This window comes from Paraburkholderia piptadeniae (assembly GCF_900007165.1).
In the GTDB taxonomy this organism is placed as follows: domain Bacteria; phylum Pseudomonadota; class Gammaproteobacteria; order Burkholderiales; family Burkholderiaceae; genus Paraburkholderia; species Paraburkholderia piptadeniae.
Genome location: NZ_CYGY02000054.1, coordinates 26092 through 41916, shown reverse-complemented (window position 1 = coordinate 41916; position 15825 = coordinate 26092). Strand labels below are relative to the sequence as shown.

The following is a 15825-nucleotide window of genomic DNA, read 5'->3' as shown; positions in this document are numbered from 1 at the left end:
ATCAAGGCGCCCGTGTTCTGGGTGATCTATCTGTGTTTCGTCGCGGTTGCGGCGGGCGGCCTGATGGCGACCGCGCAAATCGGGCCGATCGCGAAGGACTGGGGCCTCGCGAAGCTGCCGATGACGCTCTTCGGCGCGACGCTGCCGCTGCTCACGATGACGCTGTCGATCGACAACATCTGCAACGGCTTCACGCGTCCGCTGTGCGGTTTCATCTCCGACAAGATCGGCCGCGAGAACACGATGTTCGCGATCTTCATCGGCGAGGGGCTCGCGCTGCTCGGTCTGATGGAGTACGGCCAGAACCCGTATGCGTTCATGACGTTCGCGGCGCTGATCTTCCTGTTCTGGGGCGAGATTTTCTCGATCTTCCCGGCGATCTGCGCGGATACGTTCGGCAGCAAATACGCTGCGGCCAATGCGGGTACGCTCTATACGGCGAAAGGCACGGCGTCGCTGATCGTGCCGATCGCATCGGTGCTCGCGGCGACGGGCGGCTGGAATCTCGTGTTCATCGTGTCGGCCGTGGTCACGATTGCGGCAGGCGTGTCGGCGAAATTCATCCTCGCGCCGATGCGCGCGCGCTGGATCGCTTCATCGAACGAAACGTCGCGCGAACTCGAGCCTGAACTCGCGGCAAACGGACCGGGCCTGCGTCACTGGCCGGAACAGACGGGCGAATAACGTCCGGATCACTCCCTCTCTGGCGACCTGAACACATGAACGTATCGCTGCAGCAATTGAAGGTGTTCGTCGCCGTCGCGCGTCAGCGGAGCTTCACCCGCGCGGCGCGCGAGTTCGACCTGACGCAATCGGCCGTGAGCCGGTGCGTGCGCGAACTCGAAGAGGCGATCGCTCTGCGTCTCTTCGATCGCACGACGCGTCAGGTCGAACTGACGACAGCAGGCTCCCGCCTCGAACGGCGCATCGCGCGTCTGATCGAAGAGATTGAGCTGACGCTACGCGAAGAGCGCGCCGCGCACGAGGAGCACACGGGGCTCGTGGTCGTCGCGTGCGATCCCGTGCTGTCGTCGGGCTGGTTGCCCGAGCGGCTCGCGCGCTGCGCAACGGCCTTTCCCGATCTGATCGTCACTGCGAAGGAACAGCCTCAACATGCCGTGCTCGCCGCCATCGAGCAGGGCGAGGTCGATTTCGGCGTGCTGTGCGATGCGAACATCGCGGGCACCGACGTCTTTCACGCACAACCGCTCGTCTCGACGCCGCTGTGCGCCGTGCTGCCGCGCGTGCATCCCCTCGCTTGCGGTGCCGCGCTGCGCTGGGAGGCATTGCGCAATACAGAGCACGTCATGCAGCTCGTCACGCTCAACGCCGAGGCGGGCACGCGCAACGCCACGGAACGCGCGCTCAACACGCATCGCATCGACACGCAGCGCGCGAACCAGTGCGGGCATGTGGCGGCTGCGCTGCGCATGGTCGAGCTGGGACTGGGCGTCGGCGTGCTGCCCATCGGCGCGCACGCATCGACGCTGCCCGTCTCGCTCGTCGCGCGTCCGCTCGTGCCGGAAGTGTCGGTCACGACGATGCTCGTGCGCCGCCGCAATCGCTCGCTGCGTCCGAATGCCGACGCGGTGTGGTCGCTCTTTGCCGATGCGGATTCCCCAACGGGCGGCACGGCGCGCGCGAACCTGCGAGTGAGCCCGCATGTGAACCTGGGCGCAGTACCTGCAACTCACACCACAATACAAGGAGCAACGGACGAACCGATGCCGCTCGTCCCTGAAGGCGAGGCGCTGATGAGAGCGTCGTAGCCGACGGGAGGGGTGGTTCAGCCGACGGTTCGCGAATATGCCATATCGCTAATCGCAAGGAGTACGAGATGGACACTGAAACCGACCTCAGACGCCATGACCTTCTCATCGACGGAAAACGGCTGCCGCCCGGCACCGGCGAATACTCGACCAATATCAACCCCGCGACGGAAGAGCCGATAGCGCTCGTCGCGCAGGGCAGCGCGCAGGATGTCGACACGGCTGTGAAGGCCGCGCGCGCGGCCCTCAAGGTATGGAACGGCATGCGAGCCGCTGAGCGCGGCCGCATCTTGATGCGCTTCTCCGAACTCCTGCGCGAGCACCAGGACGAACTCGTCGCGCTGGAAAGCCTCGATGCGGGCAAGCCGCTCGCGGCCGTCAAACGCCAGGACGTGCCCGCCGCAATCGACACGCTCGCGTACTACGCAGGCTGGTGCGACAAGATCAACGGACAGGTCGTGCCCGTACGTCCCGACGCGCTCACGTACACGGTACGCGAGCCTGTCGGCGTGGTCGGCGCGATCGTGCCGTGGAATTTCCCGCTGATGATCGGCATGTGGAAGATCGCGCCCGCGCTCGCGTGCGGCTGCACGATGATCGTGAAGCCCGCCGAAATCACGCCGCTGTCCGCGCTGCGCGTCGGCGAGCTGGCGCTGGAGGCAGGCGTGCCGCCCGGCGTGCTGAACATCGTGACGGGCAAGGGGCGTGTGGTCGGCGATGCGATCGTCGCGCATCCCGGCATCGACAAGGTGACGTTCACAGGTTCGCCTTCCGTCGGACGCGGCATCCTGCAAGGCGCGGCGGGCAACTTCAAGCGCGTGACGCTGGAGCTGGGCGGCAAGTCGGCGAACGTGATCTTCGCCGACGCGAACATCGACAACGCCGTGCGCGCGGCGGCATCCGGCATCTTCTTCAATACGGGCCAGGTGTGTTCGGCGGGCTCGCGCATTCTCGCGCATCGCGACATCTACGACGACGTGGTCGAGCGGCTCACGGCGCGCGCGAAGGCGATCAAGGTCGGCGATCCCGCCGCGCGCGAGACGACGATGGGGCCGCTCGTGTCCGCCGCTCAGCTGAAGACGGTGCTCGATTACGTCGACATCGGCAGGAACGAAGGCGCGTCGATCGTGACGGGCGGCGCGCGGATCGGGCAAAAGGGCTTCTTCGTCGAGCCGACCGTGTTCGCGAACGTCGAGCACGAAATGCGCATTTCGCAGGAGGAAATCTTCGGGCCCGTGGCAAGCGTCGTTCCCTTCGATGACGAAGAGGACGCGGTGCGGATCGCGAACGGCACCGCGTACAGCCTCGCGGCGGGCGTGTGGAGCGCCGATATCGGCCGCGTGCATCGGGTCGCGCATGCGCTGAAGGCGGGCACCGTGTGGATCAACACCTACGGCTATACCGACGTGCGCCTGCCGTGGGGCGGCGCCGGCGATTCGGGCTTTGGCCGCGAGCACGGCGACGTCGCGATCGAGAACTTCACCGAACCGAAGGCGATCTGGCTCGCGATCGAGCATTGACGCTGACGCGCCGAATGAAAAGAGGACCGGGCGCGTCGCGCCCGGTCCTCCGCGTGCATCACGTGACGCAAGTCTGATTCAGTCTCCCTGAAGCGCCATCTTCTCGCGCAGCTTGACGAGCGCGAGCACGATGTCGATGGCGGGCGTCTCTTCGCCGACGAGCCGGCCCATCTCCTGCACGACAGTCAAGAGCGGATCGATTTCCATAGGCCGGCGATGTTCGAGATCGGCGAGCATCGAGGTCTTGTGCGCGCCCACAGCGCCCGCGCCATCGATGCGCTTCTCCACGTCGACGCGAAAATGCACGCCGAAATGATCGGCGATCCGCTTCGCTTCGAGCATCATCGTGCGCGAGACGGCGCGCGTGCCGGAGTCGCTCGTCAGCACGTCGAGCGTCGCGTGCGTGAGCGCGCTGATCGGGTTGAAGCACAGATTGCCCCACAGCTTCAGCCAGATCTCGTCGCGGATATTGTCGCGGATCGGCGCTTCGAAACCGGCCGCCTGCATCACGTCGTGAAACTGCTGGATGCGCGGCGTGCGTTCGCCATCCGGCTCGCCGATCGGAAATTTCTTGCCGTACACGTGCTTGATGACGCCCGGCTCGACGATCTCGGCAGCCGGGTACAGCACGCAGCCGATCGCGCGCTCCGGGCCGAGCTTCGCCCATTGCGAGCCGTCGGGGTCGATGCTCGCGAGGCGTGTGCCCTCGAACCTGCCGCCGTGCTTGTAGAAATACCAGTAGGGGATGCCGTTGGTGCCCGTGACGATGGCCGTGTGCTTGCCGAGCAGCGGCTGCATCGAATCGACGACACCCGGCAGCGAATGCGCCTTCAGCGTGACGATGACGACGTCCTGCACGCCGAGTTCGCCAGGGTCGGACGTGCAGCGCACGCGCGCCGACACCTCTTCGCCGTCGACGATGAGGCGCGCGCCGTGTTCGCGCATCGCCGCCAGATGCGGGCCGCGCGCGATAAAGCCGACGTCCGCCCCCGCGCGCGCAAGCTGCACGCCCATCAAGCCGCCGATCGCACCCGCACCGAAGATACAGATCTTCATGGTTGTCGCCTCCTGACATTGGAATCGTTTTGCGCGCGCGTGCATGCGGGCGCCGTTTCCTGCCGGAAGTGCACGGCGAGCGTCCATAGGCTGCGCGGTGATGGCCTCAGCATACGGGCGCACAACGATCAGCGACAGTTAAAGTTTCTCTCCGACAGCATTCGCGATCGCTTATGGCCGCGCTTCGGCTGCCTGTTGCATGATGCAAAAGCCGGGCCATAAACCGGGGCCATTCGTCACGCCGAGCGCCGCACCAGCAAAAAGCTCACGCCGATCGCGCCGAGAAACATCCCGCAGCAGCGGTTGAACCAGCGGCGCACCTTGGCGCGCGTCAGCCACTTGCCGAGATGCATGCCCGCCCACGAGTAAAGCGCGATCGCGAACCATTCGAGCACGAGGAAGCTCCCGCCGAGCACGGCGAACTGCGGCAGCATCGGCTTTGCAATATCGACGAATTGCGGCAGGAACGCGGTGAACACGAGAATCGCCTTCGGATTGCCCGCGGCCACGAAGCATTCCTGGCGCGCGATGCGCCACAGCGACGCGTCGTCCTGCTTGAGCGCGTCCATCGGGCCGGCGTCGCTGCGCCACAGCTGGATCGCGAGCCAGATCAGGTAGGCGGCGCCCGTCAGCTTGATGGCGAGGAAGAACAGCTCGGACGCGTGCAGCACGACGGCGAGGCCCGTCGCGGCCAGCACGATCATGCCCGCGAACGCGACGAGGCGCCCGCAGCCGGCGACGAACGCGGTCATGAAGCCGTGCCGCGCCGCGACGTTGATCGACAGCAGGTTGTTGGGGCCCGGCGCCATGTTGATCGCGAAGCACGCGGGGAGAAAAAACAGCCAGGCGGTAAGAGACATGACGGCTCGCTCGGGACGGGCCGCCGCGCTGCGCCCATCGGCATGGTGCGGCGCGGCAGCGAAATCAGGAAAGGAATGTTCGATTGTAGCGAAATGCCGGCGCGGCACTGCGCGTCGCGCAACGCGCATATACGGAGGACGGCGCCTACTGCACGGGCTGCAACGCGTCGCGGAACGACGGGTCTCTGACGAGCGCATCGACGCTGAGCTTCACGATGTCGTCGAGCGCGAAGGCGGGGTTGGTGAACTTCTGCCGGTACATATGGACCGTCGTCGTCTTCACATACACGGTTTTTTTCGCCGATGCGTTGGTGACCACGTAGCACACAGTCATCGTCCATGTCGCGGGCGAGCGCGCATCGTCAACGGACAGTGCTTCGATCCCGCCGCTCAGCACCAGCCAGTCGTGCGTGGTCACGGTGATGCCCGACTTGCGCCACGCGGCGGCGACGGCCTCGCGCACAGTCGTTTCGACGCCTTTCTTCAGCAGGACGGCTGTCGTCGCTGTGTTGGCGATGCGGTCGGGCGTGATGTGGCCATCGCGCGCGGGCATATACGGGAACTCGCGCGCGGCGGCGATGACGAGCGCGTTGTCGGCGGGCGTGACTTGCGACGACGGGGAGCGCGGGACGAAGAACGAGCAGGCGGCCGTGAGGAGCGCGAAGCAGGCAATGCCGGATCGTTTGAGCAGTAGCGAATTCACGTCGATGGCGCAGCAGGCATGACGCTGCGGGAAGAAGTTGAAAGGCGAAGAGTTTGTCGTTGGGGTGCGTCGAGGGAAATGAGACCCGTCCTAAATTCAGTCGCGGGTTTGTTCATTGACACTGTTTTCACAGTCCTCTTTCAGATATTCAGCGATGCTCATCGATTGCGCTTCGCCATTCCGCAAGCCGCTTTCAGCACTTGCTCGTCGAAGAAGCCGCTATCCGCGACGCCATGCCGTCGCGGCAACGTTGCGGCCCACGATGCGGACATCGGCTTTTCCGTCGATATCACGCCGATTTCAGCGCCGCGCTCGCGGCCAGTCCGCATACGGCTGTCGGCGGCGCGTAGACTTGCGCGCCCGTGCGCCGCGAGATTTAATACAGTCCAGCGATGGACGTTTACGATCTGGCGGGGCAGCCAGAATCGACGGGAAGCGGCAACCGGCGGCACACGCCAACCATGCGCCGGCATGTCGAACAAAACTGAACAAAACCGGACATAACCGAACGTAAGTGAACGCAACCGAACCAGAGCACAGCGCGACTTGCCGCCGCTGTGCGGCGCAACACGGAACGAGCGAACCACGGAGCGAACCATTCACGCCAGCCCGAAGCGATCAAAAGTCACGATGCGTCGTCGCCGCAAGCCGTTGCAGTGCGGCCCGATGCAAGCTGATTCAAAAGAACGGAGAAAAGCATGAAGGCGAGCACCATCGCGGAACGGGAAGCCAGCGGGCGCGCGGCCCGCGAGCACGCAAAGCGCTCCAGTCACCGCGCGATCGGCCATATGCATCGCAACCCGCTCGATCTGCTGCGCCAAAGCAGCGAAGGTCGCGTCGAGCGGCTCGTGCCGCTGCGCTATGGCCGCATGACGGTGTCGCCGTTCGCGTTCTTTCGCGGCTGCGCGATCGTGCAGGCGCACGACCTCAGCATGACGCCGCATACGACGCTCACGCTGCCGATCTGCGGCGATGCGCATCTGCTGAACTTCGGCGGCTTCGCGACGCCCGAGCGCCAGCTGATCTTCGATCTGAACGACTTCGACGAGGTGTCCGCCGCGCCTTTCGAATGGGACCTGAAGCGGCTCGCGGCGAGCTTCGTCGTCGCGGCGCGGCATATGCGATTCAGCCGTGGCGCGGCCTATGATCTCGTGATGACGGCCGCCAACCAGTACCGCGACCGCATCGCGCAGTACGCGCAAAGCGGCGCGCTGGAACTGTGGTACGAGCGCATTACGTTCGACCGGATGGTCGACATGGCCGTGAACGCGGAGAATCGCCGGCTCATCCGGCGTGCGATGGAAAGGGCGAGCGGCCGCACGCACGAAAGCATGCTCGAAAAGATGGCGGAGCGCGACGGCGAGCGCTATGTGATCCGCGACGCGCCGCCCAGCCTCTTTCATGTGCACGGTTCGAGCACGCTATTCGATTCCGCGGACGACTGGTTCAGGCTCGGCGACTGGCGCAAGCTGATTCACGGCATGTACGAAGGCTATCTGAAGACGCTCTCCGACGACCGGCGCGAACTGCTCGGCAACTTCGCGCTGCATGATCTCGTGTTCAAGGTGGTGGGCGTCGGCAGCGTGGGCACGCGCTGCCTCGTGCTGCTCACGGCAGATCCGCATGGCAAGCCGCTGTTCCTGCAAGTCAAGGAAGCGCGGCGCTCGGTGATCGCGCAGCATTTCAAGGCGGGCTCGCGCAAGTCCGAGCCCCGGCACGAAGGCGAGCGCATCGTACAGGGGCAGCGCATGCTGCAGGCGGCAAGCGATATTTTTCTGGGCTGGTCGACGGGGCCGACGGGCGGGCACTTCTATGTGCGTCAACTGCGCGACATGAAGCTGACGCCGAACGTCGATCTGCTCGATGTCGACCAGATGAACGGCTATGCGCGTCTGTGCGGCTGGGCGCTGGCGCGCGCGCACGCGAAGGCGAGCGGCAAGGCGATCGAGATCGGCGCGTACATCGGCCGCAGCGACCAGTTCTCGGAAGCGCTCGCCGAGTACGCGTCAGCGTATGCGGACCAGGTCGAGCGCGACTATGACGCTTTTATGAAAGCGTGCCGAAGCGGCGAGATCGAGGCGCGCACTGACGACGACATGTCCGCCGACTTCCGCATCTGATCGCCGCGTCAGGCGCGATGAAGCAAGTCACTTTGCTGTCGCGCCGTGACGGCGGCGCATCGCGCACAACGCACGTCACACAGTCATACAGAAATGCAGCGCAGTCTGGCAGTATCGAGCAGTAGCAGTGCACCGTGGTGTCCACTCTCATCGGAGGTTCGCATGCTTTCCCTCATCGGTACGATAGTCGTCGGATTGATCGTCGGCCTGATTGCGCGCGCGCTCAAGCCGGGCGACGACAGCATGGGTCTCATCATGACGATCGTCATCGGCATTGCCGGCTCGCTGCTGGCGGGCTATGTCGGGCGCGCGCTCGGGTGGTATCAGCCGGGGCAGGCGGCGGGCTGGATCGCGTCGATCATCGGCGCGATCGTGCTGCTCGTGATCTACCATCTCGTCCGGCGACGCGCCGCGTAGGCGCCGCGCAGTCCGGTGCGATGCGGCGCGCGCCGGGTCCGGCACGCAAGGACGCGAGGGCACGCTTCACGCGCGCGCGTCGGGCCGTTACTCGGCGCGCGCTTCGCGCAGCGTCACGAAACGCAATCCGCGCGCGCTGACCGTTTCGATCAGACGCGGCAGCACGTCCAGCACGACAGGTTCGCCCGATGCGCCCAGCGCCGCCGTCGCATCGTGCACGAGCAGGATGTCGCGCGCCGCGAGCCCGTCGACGAGCCGCTCCAGCACGCGCTGCGGATTGCGCTCGCGGGTGTCGAAGCCGCGGCGCGTCCACGCGGCGAGCCGCAAGTCGAGCTTTTGCAGCACCGGCTCGAGAAACACGTTGCGCAGGCCGGCGGGCGCGCGGAAGAACATCGGGCGCTCGCCCGTCAGCGTTTCCAGCGTGCGCTGCGCGGCGTCGATTTCCCGCGTCAGCCCGCGCGGCAACGTGACCGAGAACGTATGCACGTGAACCTGCGAGTGGTTTTCGACGGCATGCCCGCGCGCAACGATTTCGCGCATCAGCGCCGGATGACGCTGCGCACGCGCGCCGATGCAGAAGAACGTCGCGCGCACGCCGTGCGCGTCGAGCAGGTCGAGCACCTTGGGCGTGACGACAGGGTCAGGGCCGTCGTCGATCGTGAGCGCGACGGCGTCCGCGTTGCGCGGCGTGTCGGGCAGGCGCGTCCAGTTGGGGCCGAGCAGCGACGAGCGCGGCCATAGCCCGATCGTCACGACGACCAGATGGCTCGCGAGGATGCCGGCGACCCACCAGGGCCACGCCGACGGCGCGAATATCCAGCCGGCGAACATCAGCACATGCCACGCGACCGTGGCGTTGAACATCGGCGGATTGCCGGCGCGCGGCCAGCGGCGGACGGGCTCTGCCGACCCGGCGTCGCGCGGCAGTGGCGGATTCGGTTGATTCATGAGGCGTTGCGCCCGCCGTCCCTCCGTTTGGCGAGGCAGGCAGGCGTCTTGTGATGCACGTCAAACGCGAACGATACCATTCGCGCGTGTCCTGTCGTGAATTTGGCGGGCTCCGAAAGACAGTATGCTTGACCCCTTTTCACTCACCGGCTTACGTCTATCCCGCGCCATGCGCCTGCGCCACATCGAAGTCTTCCACGCCATCATGCGCACCGGCTCGCTGTCGAAGGCGGCCGAATTGCTGTGCGTTTCGCAGCCCGCCGTGAGCAAGGTGCTCGCGCATGCGGAGCGCAGCGTCGGCCTGACGCTCTTCAATCGCGTGCACGGCCGCCTGCAGCCGACGCGCGAAGCCGAACTGCTGTTCTCCGAAACGCAGAAGCTGCAGACGAGCCTCGACAGCATCCGCGATCTCGCGCGCAATCTCGCGCTGCAACCCGAGGGGCATTTGCGCATCGGCTGTCTGCCGAGCCTTGGCTTGAGCCTGATTCCATCGACCGTCGAAGCGTTCCGGGCCGCGTACCCGCGCGTGTCGCTGAAGATCCAGACGCGGCACACGGAAGAGCTGCTGAACGCGCTGCTCACGCGCGATCTCGATCTCGCCGTCGCGCTGAATCCGCCGGCGCGCCCGGGCATCGCGTCCGTCGAGCTGGGGCGCACGCCCGTCGTATGCGTCGGCCCGCGCGACGACAATCCGGCGGACGAGCCGCTGACGCTGCAGGCGTTCGTCGAAGGCGACTGGATCAGCATCGGCAATGTCGATCCGCTCGGCGAGCTGATCGGCAATGCGCTGCATGCGCTCGGTCTTGACGGACATGTGCCCGCCGTCGAGGCGCAGACGTGGCATGTCGCCCGCGCACTGGCCGCGCGCGGCATCGGCTACGCGCTGCTCGACGAGCTGACCGCGAAGAGCGGCGCGGAAGCCGTGACCGTGCGGCCGATCGCGCCGCCGCTGTCGGTCGGCGTGTATGCGTTGTGGCGCGATGGCGGCATGACCTCGCAGGCGGGCAACGCGTTCATCGACGTGCTGCGCGCGCGCTTCGCGTAATCGCGCACGGCTGGCGCGAAACGCCGATATCCGACGTGAAGCGCTCCTGCAACGACTTAACCTAAGGTTATGCAACCGCGCTTTCCGTCATTTGATGCGGCGATTTCGGCGCGCGACACTCGCCTGCAATGAAAACGCAAGGGTAGTGAGCATTCATGCATGTGTGTGTCCTCGGAGCGGGCGTCGTCGGTCTGACGACGGCCTGGAGTCTGGCCCGCGACGGCCACGACGTGACGATCGTCGAAGCGCGCGACGGCGCGGCGCTCGAAGCGAGCTTCGCCAACGGCGGGCAACTGAGCTACAGCTATGTCGCGCCGCTCGCCGACCCGGCCGTGCTGCCGAAGCTGCCCGCGTGGCTCCTGAAGCGCGACTCGGCGCTGCGCTTCATTCCGCGTTTCGACGTCGGGCAATGGCGCTGGTGCGCCGCGTTCCTGCTCGCGTGCCGCAGCCACCGCGCGCGGCAGACGGCGCTCGAACTGCTGAGCCTCGGCGCGCTCAGCAAGGCGGCGTTGCATGAGATCGTCGGGAGCGAGCCGCTTGTGTCCGACTCGTTCGACTACGTGCGCAACGGCAAGCTCGTCGTCTATCGCGATGCGCGCGAGTTCGAACGCGCGCGGCACAAGATGGAACTGCTCGTCGAGGCGGGCTCCGATCAGCGCGCGCTCGACGCGAGCCAGTGCGCCGCGCTCGAACCGGCGCTCGCGCGCGCGCAGCCGTTGCTCGCGGGCGGCATCCATACGCCGTCGGAGGAGGCGGGCGACTGTCAGCGCTTCACCTCGGCGCTCGCGGACGTGCTGCAACGGCGCAACGGCGTGACGATCCGCTACGAGACGCGCGTGCGAGAACTCGTGAGCGACGGCTCGCGCATCGTCGCGGCGCGGACGGCGGGCGGCGATATCGAAGCGGATGCGTTCGTCGTCGCGCTCGGGCTCGGCAGCGTGCCGTTGCTCGGCGCGCTCGGCGTGCGTCTGCCCGTCTATCCGCTGACGGGCTACAGCCTCACGATTCGCGACGCCGATCCGCGCAACACGCCGGGCGTCAGCGTGACGGACCTGCATCGCAAGGTCGTGTATGCGCCGCTGGGCGGGCGTCTGCGGATCGCGGGCATGGTCGAGATCGCGGGCCTGAAGGACGCGCAGCGAGCGGGGCGCATCGCGCTGCTGAAGCGCCAAGCGCAGGAGATCTTTCCCGCCGCCGGCGATTACGCGAACGCGCAGACCTGGTGCGGCCACCGTCCCGCGACGCCGGATTCGAAACCGTTGATCGGCAGGACGCCGTACCGGAACCTGTGGCTCAATACGGGCCACGGCGCGCTGGGCTTCACGCTCGCGTGCGGCAGCGCGCGCGTGATCGCCGATGCGATCGCGGGGCGCGAGCCATCCATCGACATCGCGGCCTATGCATACGACCGCTGAACCCGTTGCATCCATAAAGCCTGCATCAAAAGCAGCCATATAAACAACAACCGCTACACCAACACTCAGGAGAAGACATGAAAACGACGACGATGACGAGAGCCGCGCTTGCCGCGCTGATGACGACGGCCTTCGCATGCAGCCACGCGCAAGCGGACGAGCAGAGCGCGACGCTGAAGAAGATCCGCGAAACGGGGGCGATTTCGCTGGGCGTGCGCGAGTCGTCGGTGCCGTTCTCGTACTACGACGAACAGCAGCACGTGATCGGCTATTCGCAGGCGATCGCGCTGAAGATCGTCGACGAGGTGAAGAAGGAACTCAACCTGCCCGATCTCAAGGTTCGCGAGATTCCCATCACGTCGCAGAACCGCATCCCGCTCGTGCAGAACGGCACGATCGACATCGAATGCGGCTCGACCACGCACACGAAGGAGCGTGACAACCAGGTCGCGTTTTCGAACAGCTTCTTCCAGTACGGCGTGCGCATGATCGTGAAGAAGGAATCGGGCGTGAAGGACTTCGGCGATCTCGCGAACAAAACGGTCGTGACGACGGCGGGCACCTCCGAAGAGCGCTTGCTGCGCCAGATGAACGCTGAGAAGTCGATGAACATGCGCCTCATCAGCGCAAAGGATCATGCCGAGTCGTTCCTCAACGTGAAGACGGGGCGCGCCGTCGCGTTCGTGATGGACGATCCGCTGCTGTACGGCGCGAAGGCGAAAGAGGCGAACGCGGACGAGTATCTGATCACGGGCACGTCGCCGATGTCGGAAGTGTATGGCTGCATGTTCCGCAAGGACGACCCAGGCTTCAAGAAACTCGCCGATGGCGTGATCGCGCGCTTGCAAACTTCCGGCGAAGCGGCGAATCTCTATCAGAAGTGGTTCACGCAACCGATTCCGCCGAAGGGCATCAACCTGAACTACCCGTTGTCGGCGGACATGAAGCAGCTGTTCGCGAAGCCGAACGACCGCGCGCTCGATTGATGCGCATGCGTCGCGGCATGTCGCGGGCAGATCAACCTGGAGACATGTCGTGACGCAACACCCGGAAGCACAATCGCAGGCACAAGTACAAGGGCAGGCGGCGAAGAAAGTCGCGCTCGTGACGGGCGCGGGCAGCGGCATCGGCAAGGCGACGGCGCGCAAGCTGCTCGCGAACGGCTACAGCGTCGTGCTCGCGGGACGCAGGCAGGCCCCGCTCGATGCGCTTGCCGCCGAAGCGCGCGAGCGCGGCGAGGACGCGTTCGCCGTCGCGTGCGACGTGACGGACGCGGCGAGCGTCGCGTCGCTCTTCGATGAGATCCGTCTGCGTTATGGCCGGCTCGACGTGCTGTTCAACAATGCGGGCCGCAATGCGCCGCCCGTCGAAATCGACCAGATCGAACTCGACGACTGGCGCTCCGTCGTCGATACGAATCTGACGGGCGTGTTTCTCTGCACGCGTGCCGCGTTCGCGATGATGAAGGCGCAGACGCCGCAGGGCGGCCGCATCATCAACAACGGCTCGATCTCCGCGCATGCGCCGCGGCCGTTGAGCATCGCCTATACGGCGACCAAGCACGCGATCACGGGTCTCACCAAGTCGGTGTCGCTCGATGGCCGGCCTTACGACATCGTCTGCGGCCAGATCGACATCGGCAACGCCGCGACGGAAATGGCCGAGCGGATGGCGCGCGGCGTGCCGCAGGCGAACGGCACGATCGCCGTCGAGCCGCTGATGGACGTCGAATATGTCGCCGATGCCGTGCTGCATATGGCGAACCTGCCGCTGTCGGCGAACGTGCAGTTCATGACGATCATGGCGAGCAAGATGCCGTTCGTCGGGCGCGGATGATGCGCGCGATTATGGCAAGCGATGCGGCGAGCAGCACGGCGCGTGCGCAGCGCGTGACGACATTGCGTAATGACATTGCGTGACGGTATCGCGTGACACAGCGCCGTCGTGTCGCCCGACTTATACTGGACGCTCTCCCGAACTCTGGAAGTGGATGTGACTGCAGACGAGGCCGCGCGCCACACGGCTGACGACGATCCGTGCCCCACGCCGCCGACGCGGCCCGACCCCGACGAGTGCTGTCATAGCGGCTGCGATACGTGCATTTTCGATCTGTACGAAGACGAGCTCACACGGTATCGCACAGCATTGGCCGCGTGGGAGGCGCGGCATGCGAAGACGTCCGGGCACGCGCCCGTGTCTACGCCCACAAACAAGCTGCGCAAGCCGCAAAAGTCGCGTGCAAAGCGTTGAGCCTGCCACATGTCCACATCAGAACACTGCCCCACGCTTGCGCCTGACCGATCATGACCGACTGATGAAAGACCTCCCGCTCCCGCTGATCGAACCCCAGGCGCTTGCCGCGCTGCAAGATTTCGTCGAACTCCATCCACGGCTTTTCGTGCTGACGGGCGCGGGCATCAGCACCGATTCCGGCATCCCCGGCTATCGCGACGAAAACGGCGAATGGAAGCGCTCGCCGCCCATCACGCTGCAGGAATTTCTCGGCTCGGTCGCGTCGCGTCAGCGGTACTGGGCGCGCAGCACGATCGGCTGGCCCGTTGTCGCGCAGGCCCTGCCGAACGCCGCGCATCGCGCGCTCGCGCGGCTCGAAGCCGCGAGGCATGTGCGCTCGCTCGTCACGCAGAACGTTGACGGCCTGCATCAGCGCGCGGGCAGCAGCGAAGTGATCGAGCTGCACGGCAGCATCGGCGCGGTGGCGTGCCTCGATTGCGGCGCGCGGCATTCGCGCGCGTCGATCCAGCAGAGGCTGATCGACGATAACCCCGCGTTGCTCGATGCGATCGCCGAACCCGCCGCCGATGGCGATGCGCATCTCGAATGGCATGACCTCGGCGCGTTTCGCGTGCCCGCGTGCCCCGATTGCGGCGGCCTGTTGAAGCCGGCCGTGGTGTTCTTCGGCGAGAACGTGCCGAAGCCGCGCGTCGAAGCCGCGACGCACGCGCTCGAGGCCGCCGATGGGGTGCTCGTCGTCGGCTCGTCGCTGATGGTGTATTCGGGCTATCGTTTCTGCGTATGGGCGCAGAAGATGGGCAAGCCGATTGCCGCGATCAATCTCGGGCGCACGCGCGCCGATCCGTTGCTGTCGCTAAAAGTGCAGGCGCCGTGCGGCGATGCGCTCGCGGCGCTGGCGGCGAGTCTCACCGTGGGCTGACGGACCGGCTTGCGCGATTTCCCATGAGACTTTCAATGCGCTCGCGTATGATCGCGGCCTCGCGTAACTGCGTACCCGTCCGTACCGGATCATGAGGTACTAATCACGATGAACACGCCTGATCTCAACGCGCGTCAACACGCGCCTGCCACCGAGCGCAACCGCGAGCCGATCCTCGCCGTGCTCGAACGCGTGCTGCCCGCCACGGGCACCGTGCTCGAAATCGCGAGCGGCACGGGCCAGCATGCGATCCACTTCGCCGCGGCGCTGCCGCAACTCGTCTGGCAGCCGAGCGATCCCGACGAAGGCGCGCGCTCGTCGATCGCCGCATGGACGGCGGCGAGCGGTCTGTCCAACGTGCGCGCGCCGCTCGCGCTCGATGTGCGCGATGCCCAATGGGGCATCGATGCCGCCGACGCGATCGTCTGCATCAACATGATCCATATTTCGCCGTGGGCATCGGCGCAGGCGCTGATCGACGGCGCGGGGCGGCTCATCGGTCCGGGCGGCGTGCTCTATCTGTACGGGCCGTACCGGCGCGGCGGCGCGCATACGGCGCCCAGCAACGCGGCATTCGACGAGCAGTTGAGAAGCCGCAATCCCGCATGGGGCGTGCGCGACATGGAGGGCGTCGTCGCGCTCGCGGACGCAGCGGGCTTTGCGTGCGACGAACCGATCGCGATGCCCGCGAACAACTTCAGCCTCGTGTTCCGGAAACGTCAGCCGTCAGCGAAAGTTTGACGGGTGCCGCCGATGCGCTCTGCCGCGACGCGTTTCGCGGACTAAGCTTGAAAGGCTTG

At 66.0% G+C, this 15825-nt stretch carries 17 protein-coding genes; 12 read left to right on the top strand and 5 right to left on the bottom strand.

Annotated features, from left to right (window positions below):
* From BN2476_RS27610 to BN2476_RS27600, 3 genes are all read left to right on the top strand, one after another.
* Positions 1 to 684 (top strand): MFS transporter (locus BN2476_RS27610; RefSeq protein ID WP_143811055.1); only part of this gene is annotated, 684 nt, incomplete at its 5' end.
* 35 nt (positions 685 to 719) lie between these two features.
* Positions 720 to 1769 (top strand): LysR family transcriptional regulator, encoded by a 1050-nt coding sequence (locus BN2476_RS27605; RefSeq protein WP_087737393.1) that lies wholly within the window; start codon positions 720 to 722, stop codon positions 1767 to 1769.
* Between the two features lie 68 nt (positions 1770 to 1837).
* Positions 1838 to 3289, top strand: coding sequence for an aldehyde dehydrogenase family protein (locus tag BN2476_RS27600; protein WP_087737392.1), 1452 nt, complete (start codon positions 1838 to 1840; stop codon positions 3287 to 3289).
* 78 nt (positions 3290 to 3367) lie between these two features.
* Here BN2476_RS27600 and BN2476_RS27595 read toward each other — a convergent pair whose 3' ends face one another.
* The 4 genes from BN2476_RS27595 to BN2476_RS46595 all read right to left on the bottom strand — a co-directional run bounded on the left by BN2476_RS27595 (position 3368) and on the right by BN2476_RS46595 (position 6237).
* On the bottom strand, positions 3368 to 4345 hold the full coding sequence (locus BN2476_RS27595; protein WP_087737391.1) for a 2-dehydropantoate 2-reductase: 978 nt from the start codon (positions 4343 to 4345) through the stop codon (positions 3368 to 3370).
* Positions 4346 to 4581: 236 nt separating this feature from the next.
* Positions 4582 to 5205 (bottom strand): LysE family translocator, encoded by a 624-nt coding sequence (locus BN2476_RS27590; protein ID WP_087737401.1) that lies wholly within the window; start codon positions 5203 to 5205, stop codon positions 4582 to 4584.
* A 145-nt stretch (positions 5206 to 5350) separates the two neighbouring features.
* Positions 5351 to 5908 (bottom strand): hypothetical protein, encoded by a 558-nt coding sequence (locus BN2476_RS27585; protein ID WP_087737390.1) that lies wholly within the window; start codon positions 5906 to 5908, stop codon positions 5351 to 5353.
* 158 nt (positions 5909 to 6066) lie between these two features.
* Positions 6067 to 6237, bottom strand: a complete 171-nt coding sequence (locus tag BN2476_RS46595) for a hypothetical protein (RefSeq protein ID WP_160111759.1) — start codon at positions 6235 to 6237, stop codon at positions 6067 to 6069.
* Between the two features lie 369 nt (positions 6238 to 6606).
* Here BN2476_RS46595 and BN2476_RS27580 point away from each other — a divergent pair, with 369 nt between their 5' ends.
* Together BN2476_RS27580 and BN2476_RS27575 are read left to right on the top strand one after the other, a co-directional pair.
* Entirely contained in the window at positions 6607 to 8028 is a 1422-nt protein-coding gene (locus BN2476_RS27580) for a DUF2252 domain-containing protein (RefSeq protein WP_087737389.1), read from the top strand.
* A 162-nt stretch (positions 8029 to 8190) separates the two neighbouring features.
* Positions 8191 to 8445 (top strand): GlsB/YeaQ/YmgE family stress response membrane protein, encoded by a 255-nt coding sequence (locus BN2476_RS27575; RefSeq protein ID WP_087737388.1) that lies wholly within the window; start codon positions 8191 to 8193, stop codon positions 8443 to 8445.
* A gap of 87 nt (positions 8446 to 8532) precedes the next feature.
* Here BN2476_RS27575 and BN2476_RS27570 read toward each other — a convergent pair whose 3' ends face one another.
* Complete coding sequence (locus BN2476_RS27570) at positions 8533 to 9393, bottom strand: polysaccharide deacetylase family protein (RefSeq protein ID WP_087737387.1); 861 nt, start codon at positions 9391 to 9393, stop codon at positions 8533 to 8535.
* A gap of 169 nt (positions 9394 to 9562) precedes the next feature.
* On the opposite strand from BN2476_RS27570, the gene BN2476_RS27565 reads away from it, so the two are divergent.
* The 7 genes from BN2476_RS27565 to BN2476_RS27535 all read left to right on the top strand — a co-directional run bounded on the left by BN2476_RS27565 (position 9563) and on the right by BN2476_RS27535 (position 15766).
* The gene (locus tag BN2476_RS27565; protein ID WP_087737386.1) at positions 9563 to 10438 is read left to right on the top strand and encodes a LysR family transcriptional regulator; all 876 of its coding nucleotides are present in this window, start codon (positions 9563 to 9565) and stop codon (positions 10436 to 10438) included.
* A gap of 155 nt (positions 10439 to 10593) precedes the next feature.
* Entirely contained in the window at positions 10594 to 11853 is a 1260-nt protein-coding gene (locus BN2476_RS27560; protein ID WP_087737385.1) for a D-amino acid dehydrogenase, read from the top strand.
* Positions 11854 to 11930: 77 nt separating this feature from the next.
* Entirely contained in the window at positions 11931 to 12839 is a 909-nt protein-coding gene (locus BN2476_RS27555) for a glutamate/aspartate ABC transporter substrate-binding protein (protein ID WP_438942906.1), read from the top strand.
* A 49-nt stretch (positions 12840 to 12888) separates the two neighbouring features.
* Positions 12889 to 13689 carry an SDR family oxidoreductase gene (locus BN2476_RS27550; protein ID WP_087737384.1) on the top strand — a complete coding sequence of 267 codons (801 nt, stop codon included), beginning with the start codon at positions 12889 to 12891 and terminating at the stop codon, positions 13687 to 13689.
* A 156-nt stretch (positions 13690 to 13845) separates the two neighbouring features.
* Positions 13846 to 14103 carry an oxidoreductase-like domain-containing protein gene (locus BN2476_RS27545; protein ID WP_087737399.1) on the top strand — a complete coding sequence of 86 codons (258 nt, stop codon included), beginning with the start codon at positions 13846 to 13848 and terminating at the stop codon, positions 14101 to 14103.
* Positions 14104 to 14167: 64 nt separating this feature from the next.
* The gene (locus BN2476_RS27540) at positions 14168 to 15025 is read left to right on the top strand and encodes an NAD-dependent protein deacetylase (protein WP_087737398.1); all 858 of its coding nucleotides are present in this window, start codon (positions 14168 to 14170) and stop codon (positions 15023 to 15025) included.
* A 108-nt stretch (positions 15026 to 15133) separates the two neighbouring features.
* A complete protein-coding gene (locus tag BN2476_RS27535; protein WP_087737383.1) occupies positions 15134 to 15766 on the top strand; it encodes a DUF938 domain-containing protein in 633 nt (210 codons plus the stop codon).
* The last annotated feature ends 59 nt before the right edge of the window (positions 15767 to 15825 follow it).

Bases quoted from the DNA above. Each gene is read 5' to 3' on its own strand.
- BN2476_RS27555 (WP_438942906.1), top strand. From the start codon at position 11,931: ATGAAAACGACGACGATGACGAGAGCCGCGCTTGCCGCGCTGATGACG.
- BN2476_RS27590 (WP_087737401.1), bottom strand. From the start codon at position 5,205: ATGTCTCTTACCGCCTGGCTGTTTTTTCTCCCCGCGTGCTTCGCGATC.
- BN2476_RS27540 (WP_087737398.1), top strand. From the start codon at position 14,168: ATGAAAGACCTCCCGCTCCCGCTGATCGAACCCCAGGCGCTTGCCGCG.
- BN2476_RS27560 (WP_087737385.1), top strand. From the start codon at position 10,594: ATGCATGTGTGTGTCCTCGGAGCGGGCGTCGTCGGTCTGACGACGGCC.
- BN2476_RS27565 (WP_087737386.1), top strand. From the start codon at position 9,563: ATGCGCCTGCGCCACATCGAAGTCTTCCACGCCATCATGCGCACCGGC.
- BN2476_RS46595 (WP_160111759.1), bottom strand. From the start codon at position 6,237: ATGCGGACTGGCCGCGAGCGCGGCGCTGAAATCGGCGTGATATCGACG.
- BN2476_RS27605 (WP_087737393.1), top strand. From the start codon at position 720: ATGAACGTATCGCTGCAGCAATTGAAGGTGTTCGTCGCCGTCGCGCGT.
- BN2476_RS27570 (WP_087737387.1), bottom strand. From the start codon at position 9,393: ATGAATCAACCGAATCCGCCACTGCCGCGCGACGCCGGGTCGGCAGAG.
- BN2476_RS27580 (WP_087737389.1), top strand. From the start codon at position 6,607: ATGAAGGCGAGCACCATCGCGGAACGGGAAGCCAGCGGGCGCGCGGCC.
- BN2476_RS27535 (WP_087737383.1), top strand. From the start codon at position 15,134: ATGAACACGCCTGATCTCAACGCGCGTCAACACGCGCCTGCCACCGAG.
- BN2476_RS27575 (WP_087737388.1), top strand. From the start codon at position 8,191: ATGCTTTCCCTCATCGGTACGATAGTCGTCGGATTGATCGTCGGCCTG.
- BN2476_RS27600 (WP_087737392.1), top strand. From the start codon at position 1,838: ATGGACACTGAAACCGACCTCAGACGCCATGACCTTCTCATCGACGGA.
- BN2476_RS27595 (WP_087737391.1), bottom strand. From the start codon at position 4,345: ATGAAGATCTGTATCTTCGGTGCGGGTGCGATCGGCGGCTTGATGGGC.